Source organism: Aureimonas phyllosphaerae, assembly GCF_900113065.1.
Classification (GTDB): domain Bacteria; phylum Pseudomonadota; class Alphaproteobacteria; order Rhizobiales; family Rhizobiaceae; genus Aureimonas; species Aureimonas phyllosphaerae.
On the sequence record NZ_FOOA01000017.1, the window covers coordinates 1 to 24,672 of the forward strand.

Annotated in this window: 25 protein-coding genes; 6 read left to right on the top strand and 19 right to left on the bottom strand. The window is 71.1% G+C overall.

All coding sequences use genetic code 11. The features are described 5' to 3' along the window. The 8 genes from BM175_RS17205 to BM175_RS17240 form a co-directional block, all read right to left on the bottom strand. Positions 1-1,181 (bottom strand): methyl-accepting chemotaxis protein (locus BM175_RS17205; protein ID WP_139224676.1); only part of this gene is annotated, 1,181 nt, incomplete at its 3' end. Positions 1,182-1,330: 149 nt separating this feature from the next. After that, positions 1,331-2,008: a response regulator gene (locus BM175_RS17210; RefSeq protein ID WP_090965213.1), complete on the bottom strand. Its 678-nt coding sequence runs from the start codon at positions 2,006-2,008 to the stop codon at positions 1,331-1,333. After that, positions 2,005-4,674: a sensor histidine kinase gene (locus tag BM175_RS17215; RefSeq protein ID WP_090965215.1), complete on the bottom strand. Its 2,670-nt coding sequence runs from the start codon at positions 4,672-4,674 to the stop codon at positions 2,005-2,007. The genes BM175_RS17210 and BM175_RS17215 overlap by 4 nt, the downstream gene beginning before the upstream one ends. A 71-nt stretch (positions 4,675-4,745) precedes the next feature. After that, the gene (gene kdpC / locus BM175_RS17220) at positions 4,746-5,366 is read right to left on the bottom strand and encodes a potassium-transporting ATPase subunit KdpC (protein WP_090965217.1); all 621 of its coding nucleotides are present in this window, start codon (positions 5,364-5,366) and stop codon (positions 4,746-4,748) included. Positions 5,367-5,388: 22 nt separating this feature from the next. After that, on the bottom strand, positions 5,389-7,443 hold the full coding sequence (kdpB, locus tag BM175_RS17225) for a potassium-transporting ATPase subunit KdpB (protein WP_090965219.1): 2,055 nt from the start codon (positions 7,441-7,443) through the stop codon (positions 5,389-5,391). 115 nt (positions 7,444-7,558) lie between these two features. Beyond that, positions 7,559-9,268 carry a potassium-transporting ATPase subunit KdpA gene (gene kdpA, locus BM175_RS17230; RefSeq protein ID WP_090965221.1) on the bottom strand — a complete coding sequence of 570 codons (1,710 nt, stop codon included), beginning with the start codon at positions 9,266-9,268 and terminating at the stop codon, positions 7,559-7,561. A gap of 25 nt (positions 9,269-9,293) precedes the next feature. Next, positions 9,294-9,380 (bottom strand): K(+)-transporting ATPase subunit F, encoded by an 87-nt coding sequence (gene kdpF, locus BM175_RS23365; RefSeq protein ID WP_082505146.1) that lies wholly within the window; start codon positions 9,378-9,380, stop codon positions 9,294-9,296. A gap of 183 nt (positions 9,381-9,563) precedes the next feature. Continuing rightward, a complete protein-coding gene (locus BM175_RS17240; RefSeq protein ID WP_090965223.1) occupies positions 9,564-10,463 on the bottom strand; it encodes a LysR family transcriptional regulator in 900 nt (299 codons plus the stop codon). Between the two features lie 96 nt (positions 10,464-10,559). Between BM175_RS17240 and BM175_RS17245 the strand changes: the two genes are divergently transcribed. Beyond that, on the top strand, positions 10,560-11,648 hold the full coding sequence (locus BM175_RS17245) for an aldo/keto reductase (protein WP_090965225.1): 1,089 nt from the start codon (positions 10,560-10,562) through the stop codon (positions 11,646-11,648). Positions 11,649-11,657: 9 nt separating this feature from the next. Here the strand turns inward: BM175_RS17245 and BM175_RS17250 are convergent, their stop codons facing one another. Continuing rightward, positions 11,658-12,872 (bottom strand): MFS transporter, encoded by a 1,215-nt coding sequence (locus BM175_RS17250; protein WP_090965227.1) that lies wholly within the window; start codon positions 12,870-12,872, stop codon positions 11,658-11,660. A gap of 89 nt (positions 12,873-12,961) precedes the next feature. Here BM175_RS17250 and BM175_RS17255 point away from each other — a divergent pair, with 89 nt between their 5' ends. Beyond that, positions 12,962-13,936, top strand: coding sequence for an AraC family transcriptional regulator (locus tag BM175_RS17255; RefSeq protein WP_090965229.1), 975 nt, complete (start codon positions 12,962-12,964; stop codon positions 13,934-13,936). Positions 13,937-13,968: 32 nt separating this feature from the next. On the opposite strand, the gene BM175_RS17260 is transcribed toward BM175_RS17255, so the two are convergent. Next, positions 13,969-14,559 carry a TetR/AcrR family transcriptional regulator gene (locus BM175_RS17260; RefSeq protein WP_090965231.1) on the bottom strand — a complete coding sequence of 197 codons (591 nt, stop codon included), beginning with the start codon at positions 14,557-14,559 and terminating at the stop codon, positions 13,969-13,971. A gap of 330 nt (positions 14,560-14,889) precedes the next feature. On the opposite strand from BM175_RS17260, the gene BM175_RS17265 reads away from it, so the two are divergent. Both BM175_RS17265 and BM175_RS17270 read left to right on the top strand, forming a co-directional pair. Beyond that, entirely contained in the window at positions 14,890-15,192 is a 303-nt protein-coding gene (locus tag BM175_RS17265; RefSeq protein ID WP_090965233.1) for a hypothetical protein, read from the top strand. 107 nt (positions 15,193-15,299) lie between these two features. Continuing rightward, positions 15,300-15,518: a hypothetical protein gene (locus tag BM175_RS17270; protein WP_090965235.1), complete on the top strand. Its 219-nt coding sequence runs from the start codon at positions 15,300-15,302 to the stop codon at positions 15,516-15,518. Here BM175_RS17270 and BM175_RS17275 read toward each other — a convergent pair. The 5 genes from BM175_RS17275 to BM175_RS17290 form a co-directional block, all read right to left on the bottom strand. Continuing rightward, positions 15,499-16,551 (bottom strand): GGDEF domain-containing protein, encoded by a 1,053-nt coding sequence (locus tag BM175_RS17275; RefSeq protein ID WP_139224677.1) that lies wholly within the window; start codon positions 16,549-16,551, stop codon positions 15,499-15,501. The two genes, BM175_RS17270 and BM175_RS17275, sit on opposite strands and share 20 nt — an antisense overlap. A 237-nt stretch (positions 16,552-16,788) precedes the next feature. Continuing rightward, complete coding sequence (locus BM175_RS17280) at positions 16,789-17,151, bottom strand: DUF6481 family protein (RefSeq protein WP_244546055.1); 363 nt, start codon at positions 17,149-17,151, stop codon at positions 16,789-16,791. A gap of 131 nt (positions 17,152-17,282) precedes the next feature. Further along, positions 17,283-17,462: a DUF3606 domain-containing protein gene (locus BM175_RS17285; RefSeq protein WP_090965241.1), complete on the bottom strand. Its 180-nt coding sequence runs from the start codon at positions 17,460-17,462 to the stop codon at positions 17,283-17,285. Positions 17,463-17,484: 22 nt separating this feature from the next. Next, the gene (locus BM175_RS22790; RefSeq protein ID WP_175526890.1) at positions 17,485-17,655 is read right to left on the bottom strand and encodes a hypothetical protein; all 171 of its coding nucleotides are present in this window, start codon (positions 17,653-17,655) and stop codon (positions 17,485-17,487) included. A 421-nt stretch (positions 17,656-18,076) separates the two neighbouring features. Then, positions 18,077-19,156: a hypothetical protein gene (locus BM175_RS17290; protein WP_090965243.1), complete on the bottom strand. Its 1,080-nt coding sequence runs from the start codon at positions 19,154-19,156 to the stop codon at positions 18,077-18,079. Positions 19,157-19,298: 142 nt separating this feature from the next. On the opposite strand from BM175_RS17290, the gene BM175_RS17295 reads away from it, so the two are divergent. Further along, on the top strand, positions 19,299-19,610 hold the full coding sequence (locus BM175_RS17295) for a hypothetical protein (RefSeq protein ID WP_090965245.1): 312 nt from the start codon (positions 19,299-19,301) through the stop codon (positions 19,608-19,610). A gap of 36 nt (positions 19,611-19,646) precedes the next feature. Beyond that, the gene (locus BM175_RS17300; RefSeq protein WP_090965247.1) at positions 19,647-20,468 is read left to right on the top strand and encodes a VOC family protein; all 822 of its coding nucleotides are present in this window, start codon (positions 19,647-19,649) and stop codon (positions 20,466-20,468) included. A gap of 6 nt (positions 20,469-20,474) precedes the next feature. On the opposite strand, the gene nagA is transcribed toward BM175_RS17300, so the two are convergent. From nagA to BM175_RS17320, 4 genes are read right to left on the bottom strand one after another with little or no spacing between them, the layout of a single operon-like run. Beyond that, positions 20,475-21,623, bottom strand: a complete 1,149-nt coding sequence (nagA, locus tag BM175_RS17305) for an N-acetylglucosamine-6-phosphate deacetylase (RefSeq protein ID WP_090965249.1) — start codon at positions 21,621-21,623, stop codon at positions 20,475-20,477. Then, positions 21,623-22,648, bottom strand: coding sequence for an SIS domain-containing protein (locus BM175_RS17310; RefSeq protein ID WP_090965251.1), 1,026 nt, complete (start codon positions 22,646-22,648; stop codon positions 21,623-21,625). The genes nagA and BM175_RS17310 overlap by 1 nt, the downstream gene beginning before the upstream one ends. Further along, on the bottom strand, positions 22,645-23,403 hold the full coding sequence (locus tag BM175_RS17315; RefSeq protein ID WP_090965253.1) for a GntR family transcriptional regulator: 759 nt from the start codon (positions 23,401-23,403) through the stop codon (positions 22,645-22,647). Before BM175_RS17315 ends, BM175_RS17310 begins: the two co-directional genes overlap by 4 nt. Continuing rightward, positions 23,400-24,287, bottom strand: coding sequence for a glucosamine kinase nucleotide-binding domain-containing protein (locus tag BM175_RS17320; RefSeq protein WP_090965255.1), 888 nt, complete (start codon positions 24,285-24,287; stop codon positions 23,400-23,402). Before BM175_RS17320 ends, BM175_RS17315 begins: the two co-directional genes overlap by 4 nt. Between the last annotated feature and the right edge of the window lie 385 nt (positions 24,288-24,672).

A 24,672-nucleotide genomic window follows, 5' to 3' on the forward strand; every position in this document is an offset into this window, starting at 1 on the left:
CGGGCCGCCGTCTCGCCGACGCCGCGCGTCACCTCTCCGAGCGCTGCCACCGTCTCCTCGAGGCTCGCCGCCTGCTGCTCGGTGCGCTGGGAGAGATCGCCCGCCGCGACCGTGATCTCCGACAGGCCTGAGCGCATCGCGCCGACCGCCTGGACGACGTCGCCGATGGTGGCCTCGAGCTGGGCCACCGACTGGTTGAACTGGGCGCGGATCGGCTCGAACTCCGGCGCCACGGCCTCGCCCATGCGCACCGTCAGGTCGCCCGCCGACAGGCGCGCAAAGCCCGCCTCCACCGCATGGACGAAGGCGCGAAGATCGTCCGCCTTCGCGTTGTCGAGGGCATGCTGGCGTTCGGCGCTGGCGGCCTGCGTCTGGCGCGAGGCGTCGGCGTCGATCTCCAGCTGGCGCTGCGCGATGCGCGCTTCGCGCAGCTTCTCGACCGAGCGGGCGATCCGGCCGATCTCGTCGCCGCGATCCATGCCCGTCACCGTGCCGTCCGTGCGGCCTTCTGCGACGTCGCCGATCGTCTCGATCAGGGGCTTCAGCGGCGCCATCATCCGGCGCACCGTCCAGTAGTAGAGCGCGCCGACGAGAAGCGCCGAGACGATGCTGACCGCGATCAGCGTGCGCTGGAGGGTCTCGAGCGAGGCGAGGAACTCGGCCTGCGGTATGCCGACATAGAGGACGCCGATCGTCTCGCCGTTGGCGTTGCGGATCGGATCGTAGGCGGTGAAATAGGAGGTGCCGAGAATGTCGGCCTCGCCGCGGAAGGAGGTGCCGGCCTTCAGCACCGCGTCGTAGACGGGGCCGGCCGCCAGCGTCGTGCCGACCGCGCGCGAGCCGTCCGGCTTCTTGACGTTGGTCGCCACGCGCTTGTCGCCCATGAAGATCGTCGCCGTGCCGCCGACGAGCGCCTTGATGCGGTCCACCGCGTCGGACGCGTCGTTCAGCGGCGTGTCGTCGGCGTAGAGCACGTCGCCCCGCCGCGCATAGGTCTTGCCGTAGGACGACAGGACGTCCCAGGCGACGCGCATGTTCACCTCCTGGCGATCGCGCGCCCGGCCGACGGCGTCGGAATGGAGAAGGAAGATACCGGAGACGCTGACGAGAACCGTCACCAGCAGAAGGCTGAACGCCAGCATCATGGTCAGCTTGACCGGCAGCGATCGGTTGCGCAGCATTATGGACCCCACACGAAAGGAGGGTCCACGATAGATCGCGTGGGTTGAAGAGCCGCTAATGGCGTCAACTTCGCTGTGTCAGAAACGTACGCTTTCAAGATCCGTCGAACACGAAACAGCGATCGCTCCGGTGCGGCTGTCCCGGCCGGTCACACCAGCCGATAGCCGACGCCCGGCTCGGTGAGGACGCGGCGCGGCGCGCTCGGGTCGTCCTCCAGCTTCTGGCGGAGATGGCCGATATAGACCCGCAGATATTGCGTGTCGTGCTCGTTGGCCTTGCCCCAGACCTCGCGCAAGAGCGTGCGGTGCGTGACGACCTTGCCGAGGTTCTGGAAGAGGACGGTGAGGAGCGCGAGCTCGCGGCGCGTCAGGCGCACCTCGGCCTCGCCCTTGCGCACCACCCGCGCCTCGAGGTCGAGCGACAGGTCGCCGGCCTGGAAGGGCCCGGCGCTCGCGGCCTTCTGCCGGTGGCGCAGCGCGGCGCGCAGGCGCGCCATCAGTTCGCCGATGCCGAACGGCTTCTCGACATAGTCGTCGGCGCCGAGATCCAGCGCCCGGATCTTTTCCGACTCGCGGTCGCGCGCCGACAGGACGACGATCGGCACGTCCGAGACGAGGCGCAGCCGCTCGATCACCACGAGACCGTCGATGTCGGGTAGGCCGAGATCGAGTACCAGGGCGTCGGGTGCGCTCGTCGTTGCAAGCCGCAGCCCTTCCGCGCCGTCCGCGGCCTGGAGGACGGCATAGCCCTCGGCTGTGAGCGAGGGTTTCAGGAAGCGGTGGATCGCCGGCTCGTCGTCCACCACGAGAATCGTCGCACGGCTCATGCGCCCTCCCCGCCCGGCAGCCGGATCTCGAACACGGCGCCCTTCGTTCCCGGCTCCGGCGGCAGGAGCGCCAGCGTGCCGCCCTGGGCTTCCACGATCCCCTTGGCGATGGCAAGGCCGAGCCCCGCGCTGTCGCCGCCGTCGGCGCCTGTCGGCGCGCGGGCCCGCGTGAACTTCTCGAAGACGAAGGGCGCAAGATCCTCCGGCACGCCGGGCCCGTCGTCGGCGATGCGGATCGCGACCGTCGCGCCGTCGCGCCGCGCCGACAGCGTCACCTTCGCTTGCCCCCCCGCGTGGCGCACGGCGTTGCCGACGATGTTGGCAAGCGCCTGGTCGAGGAGGTTCCCGTCGACGAAGGCGAGGATGCGCTCGGCCGTCTCGACGAGCCGGAAATGCTGGGTCGCTCCGCGCCGGCGGGCGAGGTCGACCTGCCGCTCCAACGCCTCGGTGACGTCGATCCAGTCACGACGCACCTCGAGTGCGCCGGCCTCGAGCCGCGTCATCGACAGGAGGTTGCGCACCATCGTGTCGAGCCGGCTCGCCTCATCGCGGATCTCGGCGAGGAGGTCCTGGCGCGCGTCGCGCTCCAGCCGCTCCTCGTATTCGATGAGCGCGGTGGCCGATCCGAGGATCGAGGCGAGCGGGGTGCGGAAGTCGTGGCTGATCGAGGCGAGGAGGATGTTGCGCACGCGCTCGGTCTCGGCCGCCGTGCGGGCACGGCGCACTTCGGTCGACAGGAGCGCGCGGTGGAGCGCGGCGGCGGTCTGCTCGGCAAGGGCGGCAAGCAGCGTGCGCGTCTCGACGTCGAGCGGCCCGAGGTCCGCCGGGTGCTCCAGCCCCAGCGCCCCGACGGTCCCGTCGGGCGCCTGCAGCGGCAGGAACGACCAGCCGCTCGACGGCAGCGTGCCCGTCCCCGCGCCCGCCGGCTCGCCCTTCTCGAAGGCCCAGCGGGCGGCGGTGCGGGCGGGCGTGTCGAGCCGGTCGTCCGGCGGCCAGGCGCTGGCGATCGTAAGGTCCGGCCCCGACGGTCGCAGGATGACGCAGGCGCGCCCCGTCGCCGCGTTGATCTCGCTCGCCGCCGCCTCCATCACGCGCTCCGCATCGGCCAGCGCCGAGAGGGTGCGGGTGAACTCGTAGAGCCGGCGCGCGGCGCGCGTGCGAACGGCCGAGGCCTTCATCTGCTCGCGCGCCTGCCCCGCCACCGCCGAGATCGACACGGCGATGATCAGGAAGATCGCGAGCGCCAGAAGCTCGTGTGGGCGCGCCACCGTGAAGGTGCCGGTCGGATCGATGAAGAAGAAGTTGTAGGCCGCAAACGACAGGAACGAGGCGAGGATCGCCGGCCAGACGCCGCTGCGCAGCGCCGGCAGGAGCACCGCGAGGAGGTAGAGCATCGAGACGTTCGGCAGCGCCACGAAATGGCGCATCACCGAGCCGAGGAGCGTCGCGACGGCAACGCCGACGGCGGCCGTCGCATAGCCCGTGAGCGGCCCGCGATCCGGCATCGGCCGGCGCACCCGAGCCGCGGCCGTTTCCTCCGTCAGGACGTGGATCGCGATCCCCGAGGCCCGGCGCACCAGTGCGTCGGCAAGGTTCGGCCGAAGCGGCCAGGACCAGCGGCCGCGCGCGCGCGCCTGCCCGACCACGATCTGCGTGACGTTCTCGAAGCGCGCGAAGCGCAGGAGCTCGCCGGGAAAGTCGGTGCCGACGAGGCTCTGCGTCGCGGCGCCGAGCGTGCGCGCGAGCTGCAGCGCGGCCTCGACGCGAGCGGCATCCGCCGGCGCCAGCGACAGGCCGGGCCGCTCGATCGTGACCGCGAACCAGGGCGCGTCGAGCCGGTCGGCAAGGCGCTTGGCCTCGCGCACCAGGCGCTCCGGCGTGCCGGTCGCCCCGAGGCAGACGAGGAGCCGCTCGCCCGCCGGCCACGGGCCCTCGATCGCGCCGCCCTGCATGCGCTCCAGAAGGTCGCTGTCGACGCGGGCCGCGACCTGCCGGAGCGCCAGTTCGCGCAGCGCCGTGAGGTTGGACGGCTTGAAGAAGTTCTGCGTGGCGCGGGTGGCCGTGTCCTCGACATAGACCTTGCCCTCGGCGAGCCGCCGGATCAGCTCGTCCGACGGCAGGTCGACGAGCACGATCTCGTCGGCGACCTTCAGCGTCGTGTCGGGCACCGTCTCGCGCACCCGCACGCCCGTGATCCGCTGGACCACCTCGTTGAGGCTCTCGACATGCTGGACGTTCATCGTTGTCCAGACGTCGATGCCCGCCTGGAGAAGCTCGGCGACGTCCTGCCAGCGCTTCGGGTGGCGCGAGCCCGGCACGTTGGAATGGGCGTATTCGTCGACGAGAAGAAGCTGCGGGCGGCGGGCGAGCGCGGCGTCGATGTCGAACTCGGGGACCAATCGCCCCTTGTAGGGGATCGACTTGCGCGGCAGGACCTCGAGCCCCGCCAGCATGGCCTCCGTCTCCGCGCGCCCATGCGTCTCGACGATGCCGACGAGGACGCCGCGCCCGGCGCCCGCCGCGCCGTGGGCGGCCTGCAGCATGGCGAAGGTCTTGCCGACGCCGGGCGCGGCGCCGAGAAACAGGCGAAGACGGCCGCGCCCCTCCCGTTCGGCGCCAGCCAGAAGGGCGTCCGCAGAGGCGCGGGGTCCGTCTCCCTTGATCATCGCATGTCCGTTCCTGTCGGATCCGCCATAGCAGGTCGGGGCCCGGCGGTCTCCCGCCGGGTGCGTTCGCGTCAGCCGGCGGGCCGGTCGGCGGAGGCCGTCGGGGTCGGCGCGGGCGTTGTCGTCGCGGGGGCGAGCGCATCGAGCGCGAGGTTCACCGCCAGGACGTTGACGCGCGGCTCGCCGAGGACGAGGAGCGTGCGACCCGCGGTGTTGTCGGCGATGGCGCGGCGCACGAGGTCGGCGTCGACGCTGCGCGCGCCGGCGATGCGCGCCACCTGAAGCTCGGCGAAGGCCGGCGAGACGTCCGGGTCGAGGCCCGAGCCCGAGGTGGTGACGGCGTCGGCGGGCAAGACGCTCGCGCCGGTCGCCGCCTTCATCGCCTCGCCGTCCGTCTTCAGGCGCTCGGCGAGCTTGGCGCTGGTGGGGCCGAGATTGGTGCCCGACGAGGAGGAGGCATCGTAGCCGGTGCCGGCGGCCGACGGGCGTCCCTGGAGATAGCGGGCGTCCGTGAAGGCCTGACCGATCAGCGACGAGCCGACCGGCCGGCCGTCGCGGTCGACGAGGCTGCCCGACGCCTGCGCCGGGAAGACGGCGCCCGCGACGGCGGTCATCGCCAGCGGATAGGCGACGCCGAGAAGGAGAGTGAGGAGGCCGAGGAGCGTTGCCGCGGCGCGAAGTTGCGAGAGCATGGAAGCTGTCCTTGGACGGGGTTCAGGCGAGGCCGAGGGCGGAGACCGCAAGGTCGATGATCTTGATGCCGACGAAGGGCACCAGGATGCCGCCGAGGCCGTAGATCAGGAGATTGCGGCGCAGCACCGTCGCGGCATCCATCGCCCGATAGGGCACGCCGCGCAGCGCCAGCGGGATCAGCGCGACGATGACGAGGGCGTTGAAGATCACCGCCGAGAGGATCGCGCTCTCGGGCGTGGCGAGCCGCATGACGTTGAGGACGCCGAGCTCGGGGATCGCCGCGATGAACAACGCCGGGATGATGGCGAAGTATTTCGCGACGTCGTTGGCGATCGAGAAGGTGGTCAGGCTCCCGCGCGTCATCAGGAGCTGCTTGCCGATGCCGACGATCTCGATGAGCTTGGTCGGATCCGAATCGAGGTCCACCATGTTGCCGGCCTCGCGCGCGGCCTGCGTGCCGGTCTGCATGGCGACGCCGACATCGGCCTGGGCGAGCGCCGGCGCGTCGTTGGTGCCGTCGCCGCACATGGCGACGAGCCGGCCCTGGCGCTGCTCGTTGCGGATGTAGTTCAGCTTGTCCTGCGGGGTGGCCTCGGCGATGAAGTCGTCGACGCCCGCCTCGCCCGCGATCGCGGCGGCCGTGACCGGGTTGTCGCCCGTCACCATGACGGTGCGGATGCCCATGCGGCGAAGCTCGGCGAAGCGCTCCTTGATGTCGGGCTTGACGACGTCCTTCAGGTGGATGACGCCGATGTAGCGGCCGTTCTCGGCGAGCCCGAGCGGCGTGCCGCCGGATTTCGCGATGCGCTCGACGGCTTGGGTGAAGGCGGCGGGCTCCTCGACCTCGCGGCCGGCCGTCTCTCGCACGAAGCGGCGGATCGCGTCGACAGCGCCCTTGCGGATGGTCTTGCCCCCCATGTCGACGCCCGACAGGCGGGTGGCGGCCGAGAACGGGATGAAGATCGCCCCGTCCCGCGCCGTCTCGGGGACGGCAATGCCGTACTTCTCGCGCGCCAGCACCAGGATCGAGCGCCCCTCCGCCGTCTCGTCGGCGAGCGAGGCCTCGACCGCGATCTGGGCGGCCTCCGTGTCGGTGACGCCCGGCACCGCGACGAACTCGGACGCCATGCGGTTGCCGAAGGTGATCGTGCCGGTCTTGTCGAGGAGCAGCGTATCGACGTCGCCCGACGCCTCGACGGCCTTGCCCGACATGGCGAGCACGTTGTGGCGGATCAGGCGGTCCATGCCGGCGATGCCGATCGCCGACAGGAGGCCGCCGATCGTCGTCGGGATGAGGGTGACGAGGAGCGCGACGAGGATCGGCACGGACACCGCGGCGCCCGCATAGGACGAGAGGCCCGTGAGCGTGACGACGGCGATCAGGAAGATCAGCGTCATGCCGACGAGGAGGATGGTGAGCGCGAGCTCGTTCGGCGTCTTCTGCCGCTCGGCGCCCTCGACCAGCGCGATCATGCGGTCGAGGAAGGAGGAGCCGGGGGCGGCGGTGATGCGCACGACCAGCCAGTCGGAGACGACGGTGGTGCCGCCGGTGACCGCCGAGCGGTCGCCGCCCGCCTCGCGGATCACGGGGGCGGATTCGCCCGTCACGGCCGCCTCGTTCACCGAGGCGATGCCCTCGACGATCTCGCCGTCGCCCGGCACGAGGTCGCCGGTCTCGACGAGGATGTGGTCGCCGACCTTGAGGTCGAGCGCGGAGACGGACTGGATGGCGGTACGGTCTTTCGCCGAGGCCATGCGCTTGGCCATCGTGTCGGTGCGCGCCTTGCGCAAGCTATCCGCCTGCGCCCGGCCGCGCCCTTCCGCGATGGCTTCGGCGAAGTTGGCGAACAGCACCGTGAACCAGAGCCAGGCCATGATCTGGCCGATGAAGAGGAGCGGGTTGCCGGCGAGGAGGTCGCGCACGAAGAGGACGGTGACGACCGCCGCCACGACCTCGGTGACGAAGATCACCGGGTTGCGCATCAGCGCTGCGGGATTGAGCTTTTTGAAGGCGTCGACCGTGGCCCGGCCGACGAGGTCGGGCCGGAAGGTGGACGTTGCGGCCTTGGCAGCCATGGGAAATGTCCTTGTGGTCGGGTCCTCGATGGGGACCGACGAAGAATGGGTGACGGTTCGTGAGGGGCGGCCCGGCGTAGGGGCCGAGCCGCGCCAGGGTGTCGTCAGGACGTCGTCAGAAGGTCTTGCCCGCCAGCATCTGCACCTGCTCGGCGATCGGGCCGAGGGCGAGCGCGGGGAAGAACTGGAGGCCGCCGAGGATCAGGATGATGCCGGCCAAGAGCCCCACGAAGAGCGGCCCGTGCGTCGGGAACGTGCCGGCCGAGGGCGCGAGCTTGGTCTTGGCCACCAGCGAGCCCGCGATCGCCATCATCGGCACGATGTAGGCGAAGCGGCCGAGCAGCATGGCCAGCCCCAGCGTCGTGTTCCACCAGGGCGAGTTCGCTGACAGGCCTCCGAAGGCCGAGCCGTTGTTGCCGGCTGCCGACGTGTAGGCATAGTAAATCTCCGACAGGCCATGCGGCCCGGCGTTGCCGAGGCCCGACAGCGCCGCCGGCAACACCGCCGAGACTGCCGAGAAGCCGAGGATCGTGGCCGGCAGGATGAGGATCGCGAGCACCGCCATCTTCATCTCCTTGGCCTCGATCTTCTTGCCGAGATATTCCGGCGTGCGGCCGACCATGAGGCCCGCCACGAAGACCGAGATGATCGCGATCACGAGGATGCCGTAGAGGCCCGAGCCGACGCCGCCCGGCAGGATCTCGCCGAGCATGATCAAGACCATCGGCACCATGCCGCCGATTGGCGTGAAGGAGCCGTGCATCGAGTTCACCGCGCCGTCCGACAGGCCGGTGGTGACCGCCGCGAACATCGAGGACGCGGACAACCCGAAGCGGACCTCCTTGCCCTCCATGTTGCCGCCGGTCGGGTCGAGGCCGGCGGCGGCCAGAACCGGCGTGCCGGCGCTCTCGGCCCAGTAGCAGATCGCCGTCGCGGAGACGAGGAGAAGGCCCATGACCGAGAGGATGGCCACGGCCTGACGCCGGTCGCCGATCAGCCGGCCGAAGGCGAAGACGAGCGCGGTGGAGACCACCAGCATCTGCCAGATCGTCAGCGCGTTCGAGAGCGGTGTCGGGTTCTCGTAGGGGTGGGCGGCGTTGGCGTTGTAGAAGCCGCCGCCGTTGGTGCCGAGCTGCTTGATCGCGAGCTGCGAGGCGACGGGCCCGAGCGCCAGCGTCTGGGGCTGGCCTTCCAGCGTCTGAACGGTCGCCGAGGCTTCGAGCGTCTGCGGCGTGCCCATCGAGACCTGCCAGAGACCGGTCGCGATCGCGAGCGGCAGGAGGACGTAGAGCGTGGCGCGCGTCATGTCGGTGAAGAAGTTGCCGACGGTCTGGGCGCCCGAGCGCGCGAAGGCGCGCACCAGCGCGACGGCCAGCGCGATGCCGGTCGCCGCCGACAGGAAGTTCTGCACCGTGAGGCCGGCCATCTGCGAGAGATGACTCATGGTCGTCTCGCCGCCGTAGGACTGCCAGTTCGTGTTGGTCACGAAGGACACGGCCGTGTTGAAAGCGAGATGCGGCGACAGGCCCGAAAACCCTTGCGGGTTCAGCGGCAGGAAGGCCTGCGCGCGCAGGATCGCGTAGAGGAGCACGAAGCCGGCCGCGTTGAAGGCGAGCATCGCCAGCGTATAGGCGAGCCAGCCCTGTTCGCGCGCCGGGTCGATGCCGGCGAGGCGATAGAAGCCGCGCTCGACAGGGCCGAGAATGGGGGTGAGAACGGTCCGCTCGCCTGCGAAGACGCGGCCCATGAAGGCGCCGAGCGGAATGGCGAACGCGACAACGGCCGCGAGGATGAGGATGATTTGCAGCCAGCCATTGAGCGTCATGGCATCGGACTTTCAGGACAGGGGATCAGAACCGCTCGGGACGCGCGAGCGCGTAGACGAGGTAGGCGGCAAGGGCGAGGGCGACGGCGCCGCCGAGGACGAGGTCGAACATCGTCAGGCCCGAACGGCCCAGCGCGCGTAGGCGCCCATCAACGCGAAAAAGCCCAGCCCCACGGCCAGGTAGATCAGATCGAACATGCGAACCCTCCTTTCGGGATCGCCCATTCGATTGCGCCCGGTCGGCGTAAAAAATCCATATGAGTTTGCGAAGGCGGTGCGGTGCGCCGCGCCGCGGTCACGCGGCCGGGCGTGGCCAGCGAAAGGCCTCGATCAGGGCGCGCAGCGCCGGCGCGGCCTGCCGGCTCGGATAATAGAGGCGGCATCCGTCGAACGGCGCGCACCACCCGTCCAAAACCTGAACGAGACGTCCGGCGGCGATGTCCTCGGCGACGTCGTCCTCCATCATGTAGCCGAGACCGGCCCCGGCCCGGACGGCTCCTGCCGCCAGCCGCTCGTCGTTGACGATGAGCTGGCCGCCGACCTTGATGCGCACCGCCTGCCCGTCCCGCTCGAACTCCCAGGACAGCAGCCCGCCGCCGCCGACGAGGCGGTAGTTGACGCAGACATGGTCCTTGAGGTCGGCGGGCGTTGCAGGCGCGGGGCGGGCGGCGAAGTAGCCGGGCGTCGCCGCCACCACAGTGCGCAACGGCGGCCCGACCGGAACCGTCACCATGTCGAGTTCGACGCTCTCGCCGAGCCGGATGCCGGCGTCGAAACCGCCAGCCACAAGGTCCACCAGCCGGTCGTCCACCACCACCTCGACGGCGATGTCGGGATGGTCGAGCAGGAACTGCGGCAGACGGGGGCTCAAGATCGTGCGGGCGGCATAGGAGAAGGTGGTGAGGCGGAGCGTGCCGGAGGGCGCGTCGCGCCAGTCGGCGAGCGCCGCGATCCCGCCCTCCACCGCGTCGAGCGCCGGGCGAAGCGCGGCCAGCAGCCGCTCGCCCGCCGCCGTCGGCGCGACGCTGCGCGTCGTGCGCGCCAGAAGGCGGACGCCGAGCCGGGCCTCCAGCTGGCGCATGGCGTGGCTGAGCGCCGAGGGCGACAGGCCGAGCTCGGCGCCCGCGCGGGTGAAGCTGCGCGCCCGCGCGATCGCGGCGAACAGGGCGAGATCGTCGAGGTCGCCACGCCGCATTGATGAACCCCGCTCACAAGCCCTTGGCCGAGACGCATCCTAATCCGGCTCGGCACCGCCCGCTATGTTCGACTCACCTTACGACAGGAGACACAAATGGACCTCACCCATTTTCGCGCGCTCGGGCGCTCCGGCCTTCTCGTCAGCCCGCTGGCGCTCGGCACCATGACCTTCGGCGCGGGGCGCTGGGGCGCCGACGAGGCGGGCGCCGCCGCCATCCTCGACGCCTATCTCGAGCGCGGCGGCAACTTCGTGGATACGGCGGACATCTATTCCGGGGGCGCCAGCGAGACGATGCTCGGCCGCCTCGTCGCGGAGCGGGGGTTACGCGACCGGCTGGTGATCGCGACCAAGTCCGGCTTCCCGGAGAGCGGTGCGCCGCTGATGGGCGGCAACGGGGCGCGCCACATCCGCCGGGCCCTGGAAGGATCGCTGAAGCGTCTCGGCACCGACCGGATCGATCTCTACTGGACCCATGTCTGGGACCGCACGACGCCGCCGGAGGAGGTGCTGCGCGCGCTGACCGACGCCGTGCGGCGCGGCGACATCCTGCACTACGGCTTCTCCAACGCGCCGGCCTGGTATGCCGCCCGCATCGCGACCTTGGCGCGCGCCCACGGCCTGCCCGAGCCGATCGGCCTGCAATACGCCTATTCGCTGATCGACCGGGGCGTGGAACTCGAAATCCTGCCGGCGGGCGAGGCGCTCGGCCTCGGCCTCGTGCCTTGGAGCCCGCTCGCCGCAGGGCTCCTCACCGGCAAGTACGGCCGCGACAAGCTCGACGCTCATGGACCCGCCGGCGCCGTGCCCAACCAGGCCAGCGGCACGAGCGACGGCGGCAACCGGCTCGACGGCGACAACCCGTTCGGCGGGATGCTGTTCACCGAGCGCAACTTCGCTGTGGTGGACGAGGTGCGCAGCATTGCGGGCGAGATCGGCCGCTCGATGGCGGAGGTGGCGCTCGCCTGGGTGACGGGGCAGCCCGGCGTCTCCAGCGTCCTGATCGGCGCAAGCCGCGCCGAACAGGTGCACGCCAACGTCGCCTCGCTTGACGTCGCGCTCTCGGACGACCAACGCGCCCGGCTGGATGCCGTGAGTGCGCTGCCGATGATCAACCCCTACTTCATCTTCCAGATCCCGCGCGAGCAGCTCTTCGGCGGGGTGTCGGTCACGCCCTGGCGCTAGGCCTGCGTCTCACGCCCCGGCCCGCGTGCGCTCGGCCGCCCGGCCGAGCGTCAGCATCACGCCGGCGCCGAGCACCACGGCGGCGGCGGCATAGACGATGACGCCGTGTGGGCCGATGCCGTCGATCAGGAAACCGCCAATCAGCGCGCCGCTGGCGATCGCCACCTGGAACGAGGAGGACAGGAGCGCACCGGAGCTTTCGGCGAGATCGGGCGCCGCGCGCGCATTCCAGATCGAGACGGCCACCGGGAAGCCGCCGAAGGCGAAGCCCCACAGCGCGACGGCGGCGAACGCCACCGCCGGCGTTCCGCCGAACAGCGCCAGCAGGAGCGAGGCCGCGCCGATGAGGAGCGACACGCCGCCGGCCGCCCACGCCGGGCTGCGCGCCGCGATCATTCCGGCCACGGGATTGCCGAGAAAGCCGCCGACGCCGAAGGCGAGAAGCGCCAGCGAGATTGTCGCGACGTCGAGGCGCGGCACCTCTTCCAGGAACGGGCGGATGAAGGTGAAGCCGGCGAAATGGCCGGACACGACGATGATCACCGTGGCAAAGCCGATCAACACCGCGCGCCGCGACAGGGCGGCGCGGAAGCTCGCAAAGCCCGGGGCGCCGACCGAGGGCAGGCGCGGCAGGACGAGAAGCTGGACGAGGAGCGACAGCGCGCCGAGCGCCGCTGCGGCAAGGAACGTCGCGCGCCAGCCCCACAGCGCGCCGAGCGCGGCGCCGAGCGGCGCCGCGACGACGGTCGCGACCGACACGCCCATGACGATGATCGACATGGCGCGCGGCACGTCGGCCGGCGGCACCAGCCGCAGGGCCAAGGCCGTCATCATCGCCCAGAAGCCGCCCAGCGCGAAGCCGAGGAGCCCGCGCGCCACGAGGAGGACGCCAACACTGCCGGCAAAGGCCGTCAGCACGCTGGAGACGACCAGCATCGCCATCAGCGCCCAGACGATGACACGCCGGTCGAGCCGGCCGGAGCCGAGCACCAGAAGCGGCCCGGCGAGCGCCGCGACCACGGCCGTCGCGGTGATCGCCTGCCCCACCGCGCCGTTGGTGACGCCGAGTTCGGCGGCCATCGGCGTCAGGAGGCTGACGGGCAGGAACTCGGCGGTGACGAGACCGAAGACGCCGAAGGACAGGGAGAACACCGCGGGCCAGGCGGCGCCGGGTGTCTTGGTATCGGGCGCGGCGAGCGCCGCTTGGCAGGCGATGTCGGACATGGAGGATCGTCCCGTCATGATGCAGTGCAAAAAATCGAAGGCCGAACCTAGTCTCGCCGCTCTGGCGTTTCCATGCTAGGAACGCCATCATGCTTGATCGTTCGTCCAAACCTGTCGTCGACCCGATCGATCCCCTCACCGACATGCTGCGGGGGCTTCGGCTCGATGGCGTCGAGTACGGCCGGTGCCGCCTCCAGGGCGAGTGGGCCTTTCATTACCCGGCGCAGGACCACGCCCATTTCCATTTCGTGGCCGGTCAGGGCTGCTGGCTGCAGAGCCCCGACGGCGAATGGAGCGAGCTCTCGGCCGGCGACGCGGTGCTGGTGCCGCGCGGCGCCGCCCATACGCTGGCGAGCGCGCCGGGCATCGCGCCTCGCGCCTTTCCGCGCCGCGAGTGCCTCGCCATCTGCGAGAGCGTCTACGACTACGGTGCGGCCGAGCCGGAAGCGGAGGGCGTCTGCATCCTCTTCTGCGGCACCATGCGCTTCAACATCGACGGGCTGCATCCGCTCCTGCGGATGATGCCCGACCTGATGCGCGCCAAGGAACTGATGCAGGCCGAGCCCGCGATCCCGCACCTTCTCGACGCGATGATCGCCGAGTGCAGCCTCAACCGCGTCGGCGCGAGCGGCATCCTGGCGCGGCTCGCCGACGTGATGGCCGCGCAGATCATCCGCTCGTGGGTGGAGCACGGCTGCGGCGACGAGGCGGGATGGCTTGCGGCGGTGCGCGATCCGAAGGTCGGCCGGGTGCTGGCCGCGATCCATGCCGAGCCCGAGCGCGACTGGACGGTGGCGGAGATGGCCGCGCTGATGGGCGTGTCGCGCTCGGGCTTTGCCGCCAAGTTCACTGCGATCGTCGGCGCGACGCCAGCCCATTACGTCACGCAGGTGCGCATGCACCAGGCCCGGCAGTGGATCGCGCGCGACCGCATGCGCATCGCCGATGCCAGCCGCCGGCTCGGCTACGAGTCGGAGGCCTCGTTCGGCCGCGCCTTCAAGCGCGTCATCGGCACAGCGCCGGGCCGCATGCGCGCCGCGGGAACGGACGGCGCAAGGGCCTGAAAAGACGCTCGCGCACCGGCTGGAAGGCCGCCTCAGACGGGCGGCCAGGTCTTCAGCGTCATCGCCACCACGCGGCGCAGATCGTCCGGCGTCGCGCCGCTCGCGGCCTGGACCGACAGTCCCTGCGCCACCGACATGACGTAGCGTGCAAGGTCCTTCGGGTCGGCTTCGGGCGGCAGGTCGCCGACGGCTTTCCATTCCTCGAGGCGGCGGCAGAGGGCGGCCTCGCTTTCGGCCCGGCGCGCGCAGAGCTCCTGCCGGATCGATTCCGATGCTTCGCTGCAGACCAGCGCGCCCTGCACCATCAGGCAGCCCTTGGGTGCTTCCTCGTCCTCGCCAACGCCGGCAAAGGCCAGGAGCATCCGCTCCACCGCCCGGCGCGAGGTCGCCTCGTTGAGGGCGCTGCAGCCGAGGTCCGAGCGGCGCGACGCGTAGCGATCGAGCGCCTTGCGGAACAGCTCCTCCTTGTTGCCGAACACGGCGTAGAGACTGGGCTTGGCGATGCCCATCGCCTGCGTTAGGTCGGACATCGAGGTGCCCTCGTAGCCTTGGCGCCAGAACACATCCAGCGCGCTATCGAGGGCCTCGTCGGGATCGAACTCCCGCGGGCGGCCGGCACCCATGATCGCATCTCCTTGTTTTCGAACGCTCGGGCGAACCGACGTCAGATTTTTATACCTGTCGGTAAATTAGTCCGTTGACAGCCGGAAACCAAGCCCCTAATTCATTCCATACCAAACGGTAATGAACTGCAAAGGTTCAACGCCGGACGGGGCGGACGCGACAGCGACACCCCGTCAACACACGCAACAGCGCCGGATTGCAAGACCTGGCGCGCCGCGGGCGCATGCCATGCGCTCCGACCCAACGCCGCGAGACGCCGTCCGTATCCGCGCCCGCTCCGGGCCGCGGCCGGGCCGACGCGCGCCTCGAAACCCCAAGGAGTTTCTCCCATGACCCGCACGATCCTCTCCGCCACCACCGCCCTTCTCCTCTCGACCGGCCTCGGCCTGGCCGGCGGCCTCGTCCCTGGCTCGGACGTCGGCACCAGGTACGACGACGGCCTTGCCGACCGCTCGGTGGTGACCGGCGAGGCCGCGACCCGCTCGGCCGGCGGACGCGGCGAGGCCGCCACGGCCTTCGGCTACCCCGCCGCCCGCAGCACCCCGGCCGCCGCCGAGGCGCAGCCGGCCGCCAAGTCCCCTCGCGCGGTGGAAACCCGCGGAGCCCTCGTCCCCGGCTCCGACAGTTTCTGACCTCGCGCCCGTCCGCCCGCGAAGGTTGCGGCCTTCGCGGGCGGTTCTTACCGAGCGGCGCCCCCCGTGCCGCCCATCCCGTGGACCGACCGACGAGGAGCACCCCGATGTCCCTGTGCCTATCCCCGGACGACACCCGGATCGAAACTCCCTACACGGCCCTGACCCCGGACACGCTCGGCGCACGCCTGCGCCGCCTGTTCCTGTCGGCGGCCGATCAGGACACGGCCGAGCTGATGCCGGCGCCCCGGGTCGAGCGCTCGGCGTTCCGGAAGCCCACCCCGGGTCGCCCGGCGCGCGAGGAGATCAACGCCCTGTTGCTGTAGTGCGAGCGGCCGCGCCGGCCACGGCGCGGCGTCCATGAAAGGCGCGCTTCGAGCGGTACATGTTGCGGTCGGCGCGGGCGAGGAGCTGGTCCATGCCCTCGCCTGCGCGGCGCCAGGCGAGCCCCGTCGAAAAACTGAGAGGGACCTGCCAGGCTCCGCCCTCGTTCCCGTCCGCCGCACGGGCAAGACGCGCGATCAGGGCGTTGGCGCCGGCCTCGTCGAGCCCGGTGACGATCGCCACGAACTCGTCGCCGCCCATCCGCACCGCCGGACAGGTCGGCGGCAGGTGGTCGCGCAGGAGGCGCCCCATCCGGCGCAGGAGATCGTCGCCCGCCTTGTGCCCGAACCGGTCGTTGGCGCTCTTCAGCCCGTTGAGGTCGAAGACGGCGAGCGCGACCGGGTCGCCGCCGACCTCCAGGCGCTCCAGCGTCTCGGTCAGGAAGGTGCGATTGTGGAGGCCGGTCAGCGGGTCGTGCGTGCGCGCGGCTTCCAGCAGGCGAAGCGCCTGCTGCTGCACCGACACGTCCTCGACGCAGATGAGATAGGCGGCCCAGTCGGCCTCGTGGCCGGGCAGGAGCCGGCCCTTGTATTTCACGTCGAGAAGGCGCCCGCGCGCCGTGTAGTTGCGCGTCACGACGCTGGTGGCGACCTGGCCGCCCCAGAGCTGGCAGATCACCTCGACGAAGGAAGCAATCTGGTCCTCGCCGAAGATCTCGCGGACCTTCGCCATCAGCGCCGCCTCATCGGCGACCTCGTAGAGGCGCAGCGTCTCGCGGTTGACGGCCGTCACCCGGATCAGGGCGACGAGTTCCTCGACGCGCGCAGAATCGGCCGCGAGATGCGTGCGCAGGTCGTCGATCCCCCCAGCGCGCCACCTGTCGAGGCGCTCCTTGAGGAGATGGAGGTCCTGGATCCACATCGAGGTCGGCGCGTGCTCGAAGGCGAGCGCGCTCCGGTCCCGCTGAAGCGGGTCGGCGAAGGCCTGGCCGGGGTGGGCGGGGTCCGTCGGGCGCGCAGGCGCGTTGTCGCTCACGATCACCTTTCAACGCTCCAGATTCGGTCCCACGACCTGTTCTAGCGCGGCTTCGTTAGCGAGATGCCACCACGACGCGGTCAATCCTTGCGATCGAGATCCGGGTCGCAGCTCCGCCCTCGGCCAAACGGTTGGTGGTCGGGGAAGCCCGATGCGTCGCCGACCGGCGGCGGCGGCGGGCCAAGGGGGGCCGCCGGGCGGTCGCGCATGGTGTCCCGCCCGCGGCCCGAGCCCGGCTCAGCCCTTGCGGCTCTGGCGGGCGGCGTAGCGCGCGTCGCGCTTGGCCTTCTGCGCGGCCTGGTCGGCCATTGCCTGGGCGATCAGCTTGTCGCGTTCGGACACGGCGGCCTTCTCGGCGGCTTCCGCGGCGGCGGCGGCTTCGGCGGCGCGCTGCGCCTCGCGGGCCTCGGCCTCGGCCTTCTGCTGCTCACGCTTGGCGGCCTCGCGCTCGGCACGGGCGGCGGCGAGCGCGGCGTGCTCCTCGCGGCGGGCCTGCGCGGCCGGATCGTTCTGTTTGGCCTTCATCTTCTCGAGCAAGGCCGCCTTGGCATCCTTGGCCGCGTTGCGGCGATCGATGAAGTCCGTGCCAGTCTGTTTCAACGTTTCTCTCTTTCGCATCAAAGGGGGCCGCTAACGCTTTGCCGCCCGTCGGATCGGGTCGGATCATAGCATCCCGGCGGAATGTTTCGAAGGGGTCGGCCGGGACCCAAGAAGGTCGCCGGCCGATCGGATCAGGCCTCGCGCGCTGCCATGTAGGAGTCAAGCTTCTTTCGCGAGGGGCCGTAGCGTTTGATGATCGTCTTCGCCTCGCCCGGCGGAATTCCATACTTTCGGGCAAAGGCCTCCGGCTCGTAGGGTTCCTCGGCCGGTCTCGTGCGGGACTTGTCAGCCCCGCTCTTCTGTTCGGACATGGGTGTTCATGCTTTCCCCGCGTCAGTTCGCGGCAGGAGAGGGGTCGCTCGTCTCGTGCGGACCGTCGTCGTCACCGTCCGTCTCGCCGGGGGCGGCCTTGGATGCGGCCTTGGCCGCGGCCTTCTCCGCCTTCTTGGCGGCCTTGGCCTTTTCGCGTTCCCGGCGCTCGAAGTCGAAATTCGGTTTTTTCATGGGCGATCCCTCGGCCGGTGAGTCATCCCCTGCATATGGGGAGCGACCGACGGAAATGCGAACCGCAAAGCGAGCGAACGGGCTCGCGTCAAACAAAGAAGGCGCCGGGTCCGGGCCCGACGCCTTCGATAGTTGGGGCCAACGCAACACGCCTCAACCACTGGCGCGACATTAGCCCGGTCACCCTTAAGATCCGGTTTCGGACGGCGTGACCCGCCCGCCGATCAGCTCTTCTTCGAGGCGGGCGTCGTGCCGCCCTTCAGGCTCGGCGCGGCGGCGATCGTCTTCTCGACGACCTTCTTCGGCTTGCGGGCTTCCTTCCCGCCCTTGTTCTTCTCACCCATGATCTCGTTCCTCCGGTTGACGGCGGCGGAGCATGGCACGAAGCCGGGCCGGGGCGACAATCAATTCTTGAGGGCGCTCAGGCGCCCGCCACGAGCCGCAGCACCTGCCCCGGCCGCTCGTGCTCGACGAGCTCTCCGGCAAAGCGTTCGGCAAGCCCGGCAAAGCCGTCGATGTCGGTAAAGACGAGATCGCGCGGGGCGTGGAAGGGGCCGAGCCGCACGGCGCCCGCCTGGACGGCCAGCACCGGGTCGCCGGTTTCCGGCGCAAGGCACGCGTCGATGCGCGACACGGGCTCGGTGACGCCGCGCGTCGCCAGTTCCGCCTCGATGCGCCCGGCCAGCGCATGGAAGGCGAGCGAGGATGCCGCCTCATGCCAGAACACCGGCTCGTCCAGGCGGAAGGGCAGCGTCGCGGCATAGGTGTCGAGCCAGGACGCGCGGGTCGCGGCCATGGCGAGCTGGCGCGCCTCGACTTCGGCGTCCGGCAGGTCCCAGTCCTCGACCGGCGTCAGGCAGATGCCGAGAAGAAGGCCCTCCACGTCTCCCTCGCCCTCGCCGACCGTCGGCAGGCCGGCGCGCGCCAGCGCCTCGCGCGCCGCCGCCAGCCCCGCCTCGGGTGTATCGGCCTCGACCAGCGCGGCGAGCCCCTCGGTCAGCGCGTGGACCGTTGCCGGGCCGACGGTGTAGAGATCCACGGCATCCGGCGCGAGCACCACGGGCAGGATCGCGACCGCGCCGGCCTCCGGGAAGACGCCGGATTCGCGCAGGGAACGGGCGAGCGCGGCAAGGCTCTCGCCATCGCCGGCAAAGTCCGTGAGGGCGTCCGCCGTCCCGGTCGCCGCAAACAGGATCGGCTGGAGGTCGAACGTCCCTTCGCCGCCGTCCGGCAGGCGGGCCGCCATCCCGGCCCAGGCGGCCTGTGCGAAGACCTCGCGTCGGAAGGCGTCGAAGCCGCCGTCGAGGAGTTCGTCGAGTTCGGGTGAGAGGCGGGCAAAGGCCGCGTCGAAGCCGTCGAGGTCGAAGTCGATCTCGACCGTCTCCTCGGCGAAGAACGCTCCGGCGGCCTGGAAGATCGCCCGCTCCGCCGGCGTCTTGCCGCGCGTCTGCATCTGGCGCGCGAGCTTGGCCGCGAAGCGGCGATCCTGTCGGTTGGTCATGCCGCGGTCCTGAATAGTGTCCGGTCAGTCCCGGCTCGTTAGCATCCGGCGCGCGGCGAAGCATCCCCACGGCGGCCGTCATCAAAGCGCCGGCAAGGGAGGATCCCGTCGGCAGGCCAACACCGCTCAAGGACCGTCCGCCATGCGTCACCTCGCCCTCGCCCTCTTTCTCGCGCTCGCAACCGTCACGGCCGGCGCGGCCCATGCGTCGAGCGACGACGCCTGGGCGGCGTTCGATGCCCGCGTCGCGAAGGCCTGCCGCGAGGCGAGCGGCTTCCAGCGCGCCCGTACCTCGGCGATCGTCGGCTTCGACGACCGGGTCGGCCGCGTCGCCGTGCTGGTCGGCGATCGTGCCGGCAAGATGCCGCCGAAGCTCTGCCTCTACGACAAGCGCGCGCAGAAAGCCTATGTCGACGAGGCGGCGGGCTGGAGCGCGCCGATGACCGGCCGCTGATCCGCTCCGGTCCGGCACGAGAGGAGACGCGACCCCATGGCACGACGCATCGATCACCTCGTCGTCGGCGTCCGCGATCTCGACGCCGCGGCCGCGTTCTACGCGCGGCTCGGCTTCCAGGTCGGCGCCCGCAACCGCCACCCCTGGGGCACCGAGAACCGGCTGATCCAGTTCGGCACCTCGTTTCTCGAGCTCATCACGGTGGGCGACGATCCGGCCGCGATCCCGGCGCACGCACCACGCCGCTTCAGCTTCGGCGCCTTCGTGCGCGACGCGCTGGAGAGGCGAGAGGGCATCTCGATGCTGGTGCTGGACAGCCGGGACGCGGCCGCCGATGCCGAGCGTTTCGGCGCGGCCGACATCGGCGACTTCGAGCCGTTCTTCTTCCAGCGGCGCGGACGGCGGCCGGACGGCGGGGAGATCGAGGTGGCCTTCACGCTCGCCTTTGCCACGGACCCCGCGGCCCCTCAGGCCGGCTTCTTCGTGTGCGAGCAGCACCGGCCGGAAAATTTCTGGAACACCGCGTTCCAGCACCACCCGAACGGCGCCCGCGACATCGCAGCGGTGCGGCTCGCAGCGCCCGAGCCCGCCGCGCATCTCGGCTTCCTCCGGACTTTTGCTGGCGTCGCCGAAACGCCGGGCCACGATACCGCTGTTCCGCTCGACGGCGGGCGCATCGAGCTGGTGGCCGGCCCCGCGCCTGCGCGCTTCGCGGGCTTTGCCATGCGCGTGCCCGATCTCCTTTACGTAGCAGAGCGGCTGCGGTCCGAGGGGATCGCGTTTGACATGGAAGGCGGCCGGCTTCTCGTGGCGGCCGACGCCGCGTTCGGGACGGCGATCCGCTTCGAGACCGCCTGACGCCGCTCAGGCCAGATCGACCGCCGCGCCGCCGATCCAGACGCCCTTGAGAGCGAGAGCGTCGTCGATCCACACCATGTCGGCGCGCGCCCCGGCACGAAGGTGGCCGTGCGTGGCTCCGAGCCCCAGGAACTCGGCCGCATGGGTCGAGCAGAGGCGCAGCGCCGTCTCCAGATCAAGTCCGAGTTCGCGCACGAGATACTGCAGCGCTCCGATCATCGACAGGTCGGAGCCGGCCAGCGTCCCGTCGGCGAGCGTCAGCCGCCCGTTCTCGCGCCGCGCCTCGCGCCCGTTGAGGGTGAATACGTCCTCGCGCGAGCCGACCGTCGGCATGGCGTCGGTGATGGCGACGAGCTTGCGCGGGTCCCGCTTGGCCCGCAGCGCCGCGCCGAGGGTCGCCGGATGGACGTGATGCCCGTCCGGGATGAAGCCGCACCAGACGTCCGGCGAATCGAGCGCCGCGCCGACGAGGCCGGGCTCGCGGTTGCCGAGCTGGCTCATGGCGTTGAAGAGGTGGGTGACGCAGCTCGCGCCCGCCGCGATCGCGCCGTTCGCCGTCTCGTAGCTCGTGTCGGTGTGGCCGAGCGAGACGCGGATGCCGGCGGCGGCGAGCGCCGCGATCTGCGCGTTCGACACGCTCTCCGGCGCCACCGTCAGGAGGAACGGGCGCACGCGTGCCTCGCAGAGCGCGCGCAGGTCCGCATCCTCCATCCGCCGGATCAGCGCCGGGTCGTGCGCGCCCTTGCGCGCCACCGACAGGAACGGGCCCTCGACATGGATGCCGGCGCAGCCGGGCACGCCCGCCGCCATCGCCGCCTCGACGGCCGCGATCGCGGCGAAGGTCACCTCGGGGCGGTCGGTGATCACGGTCGGCAGGAGCGCGGTCGAGCCGGTTCGGGCGTGCGCGGCCGCGATCGCCCGGATGCCCTCGACGCTCGGCGCCTCGTTGAAGAGGACGCCGCCGCCGCCGTTCACCTGGATGTCGATGAAGCCGGGCGCGAGGAGCCCGCCCGGCAGACGCCGGGTCTCGACGCCGGCGCCGATCTCGCCTTCCGGCACCAGCGCCTCGATGCGCCCGTCCGACACGACCAGCGCGTGGCCGCTCCGGCGCGTCTCGCCGTCGAAAATGTCGGCACCGATGAAGGCGTTCGTCATCACAGCGTCTCCGTCACCTTCTTCAACCCGCGCGGCACGTCGGGGTCGAGGCCGCGCGCGCGCGCGACGCCCTCGACGAAGCGATAGAAGGAGACGAGCATCGACAGGGGTTCGGTCAAGGGGTGGCCGGTCGCCGCATGCGGCAGGCGCGTGCCCACCCCGGCATCGCCGACGGTGAAGAGTGCGGCGCCCGAGCCCGCGACGCGCTGGCAGATCTCGACGAGGCCGCCGCGCGCGGCATCCGCCGGCACGAAGGCGAGGACCGGGAAGCCCTCCTCGACCAGCGACACCGGGCCGTGCAGGACCTCGGCCCCGGAATAGGCCTCGGCGTGGAGCATCGAGGTTTCCTTCAGCTTCAGCGCCGATTCGCTGGCGACCGCAAAGCCCGGTCCCCGCCCGAGCACGTAGAGCGAGCGAGCGCCGGCCACGGTGCCGAGCGCCGCCGACCAGTCTGCAGCCAGCGCCTCGGCGAGCCGGTCCGGCAGGGCTTCGATCGCCGCCCCTAGCGCCTCGTCGCCGCTCCAAGCGGCGAGCACGGCGAGCGCGGCGACCACGGAGGTGACGAAGCTCTTGGTGGCGGCGACGCTCCGCTCCGGCCCCGCCTTCAGCGGCAGCTGCCAATGCGCGGCTTGGAGCAGCGGCGAGCCCTCGACATTGCCGATCGCGATCGTCTCCGCGCCGCCCTCGCGCGCCGCCCTGAGGAGCGCGACGATGTCGGGGCTGCGCCCGGACTGCGAGATGGCGAGCGCGGCCTGGCCGGCCAGCTGGAGCCGCGTGCCGTAGACCGAGACGACGGAGGGCCCGAGCGAGGCGACGGGACGTCCGGTGAGGATCTCGCAGGCATACTTGAAATAGGTCGCCGCATGATCGGACGAGCCGCGCGCGACGGTCACGGTGACGGCCGGCGACAGGTCGGCGAGACGCTGGCCGACCTCGGCGACGGCCGGCTTCGAAGCGTCGAGGAAGCGGCGCACGGCGTCCGGGATTTCGGCGATCTCGCGCGCCATCAGGCTGGCTTCGGTCATGGCGTTCCTTGCTCGGACAGGCTGAGTTCGGCGACGAAGTCGTAGGCGTCGCCGCGATACTGCGATTGGGTGAGCTCCACCGGCCGCCCCTCTTCGTCGAAGGACACGCGGGTGATCGACAGCGCCGCGGTGCCGGGCGCCACATCGAGAAGCGCGGCCTCGTCGGCGTCGAGATTGGCGGCGGTGATCCGCTGCAGCGCGCGCACGGGGTGGCGTCCGGCCGCGCGCATGGCGGCATAGAGCGAGGTCTCGACCAGCGCCGGGTCCGGCAGGATGGTGGCGGGCACGCAGGCGCGCTCGATGGCGAGCGGCTTGCCGTCGGCGCGGCGCAGGCGATGGATGCGGCAGACGAGATCGCCGGGCGAGAGGGCGAGCTGCATGGCTTCGACCGGCGTCACGCGCTCCAGCGCGCGCAGGAGCCAGTCGGACGTGGTGCGCCGGCCGCGTGTGGCCATGTCGGCGGAGAACGAGGTGAGGTGCGACAGACCCTGCTGCAGCTTGCGGTGGCCGCCCGACACGAAGGTGCCCGAGCCCTGCCGCTGCTCGACGACCCCTTCCTCGACCAGCCCCGTCAGCGCCTTGCGCACCGTCACACGTGAAACGCTGAAAGCCTCGGCGAGATCGCGCTCCGATGGAAGGGCGTCGGTGGGCCTCAGCTCGCCGCCTTCGACGGCGCCGCGGATGAGCGCCTGGAGCCGGAGGTAGAGCGGCCCCTCGCCCTCCGGCAGCGCGCCGGCCTTCAGGAGCGCGCTCATGCCGACCTGCCAGCCGTGCGGTAGACCTCGCGCGCCAGATCGATGCCGCCCTCCATCGCGTCGCCGGCCGGCTCGACCACGAGCGCGGCCAGATCGGGCGACAGGCGGGGGCGATAGCGCGGCGCCTGGCCCCCGAGAAGCGCGAGCGCCGGGCTTCCAAGCTCCAGCATCCGGCGCAGCATCGGCTCGATGTCGACGAGAGCGGCGGCGACCAATCGTTCGGCGGCCGGATCGCCGCGCTCGGCATGGTCCCAGACGAGGGGCGCGAGGGTGCCGAAGTCGCGCGGCAGCGCGGTGCGGGCGAACTCGACGATCGCCCCGGCGGAGCCGTCGAACCGATCGAGGACCGCCGCGCAGAACGGCGTCAGGGGCCGGGCCCCATCGAGCGCCATCAACGCCTCGGCCAGCGCCCGGCGGCCGAGATCGGCGCCGCTCCCCTGGTCGGAGACGAGCATGCCCCAGCCGCCGAGCAGCGTCTGCGCGCCGCGGGCCCGCACGCAGTAGGCGGTGCCGGTGCCGAGAATCGCGATGCCCCCCTCGCCGCCCGCAAACGCGCCGCGACAGGCGGTGACGGCATCGGTCTCGAGGCCGAAGGCGGCAAACGGCAGAGGACGCGCATGGAGCGCCTCGGCGACCGCGGGCACGTTGGCCCCGGCGAGCCCGAGCCCGACATGGCAGCGGGCGAGGTCGACGGCGCCGAGCCCGCCCGCTCCCAGCGCCCGTTCCGTTGTGGCGACGATGGTGGCGAGCGCGGCGTCGAGGCCGGCGAAGACGTTGGCGGTGCCGCCCTGCGCCTCGCCGACCAGCATCCCGTCCAGGCTGCGGACGCGCACGCGGCAGTTCGTCCCGCCTCCGTCGACCCCCACAAGCAACCCGTCGGCCATGCGATCTCCGCAGCAACCAAAACAATACCAATTGAGCTATACGGCATGAAGGGAGGCCGTGCCAGTCCCCTCCGGACGATTGATGCGAAACCGTGAAAACGGGTCAGAACCCGCGATCGCTGCGGTTTTAGCCGAGAGATTGCCCGCTTTGTTCGCAGCTGCGAAGGCCGTCGCAAAATCTTGCAGAGGTCCGCTGGACAAATGGTTTTACGTTGGTACGATCCCGGCAACAAAAGACAGGGAGGGGTCGGCTGAGGCCGAGCCCGTGATTCGAGGGGCAGGACGCGGGCGTGATCCAACGGGATCGCGACACCCTTGTCGTGTCCGCTTGAGGAACGGCGACCGGCCGGACGGCCCCTCCCCTTCGATCTCTCGACACCCTGTC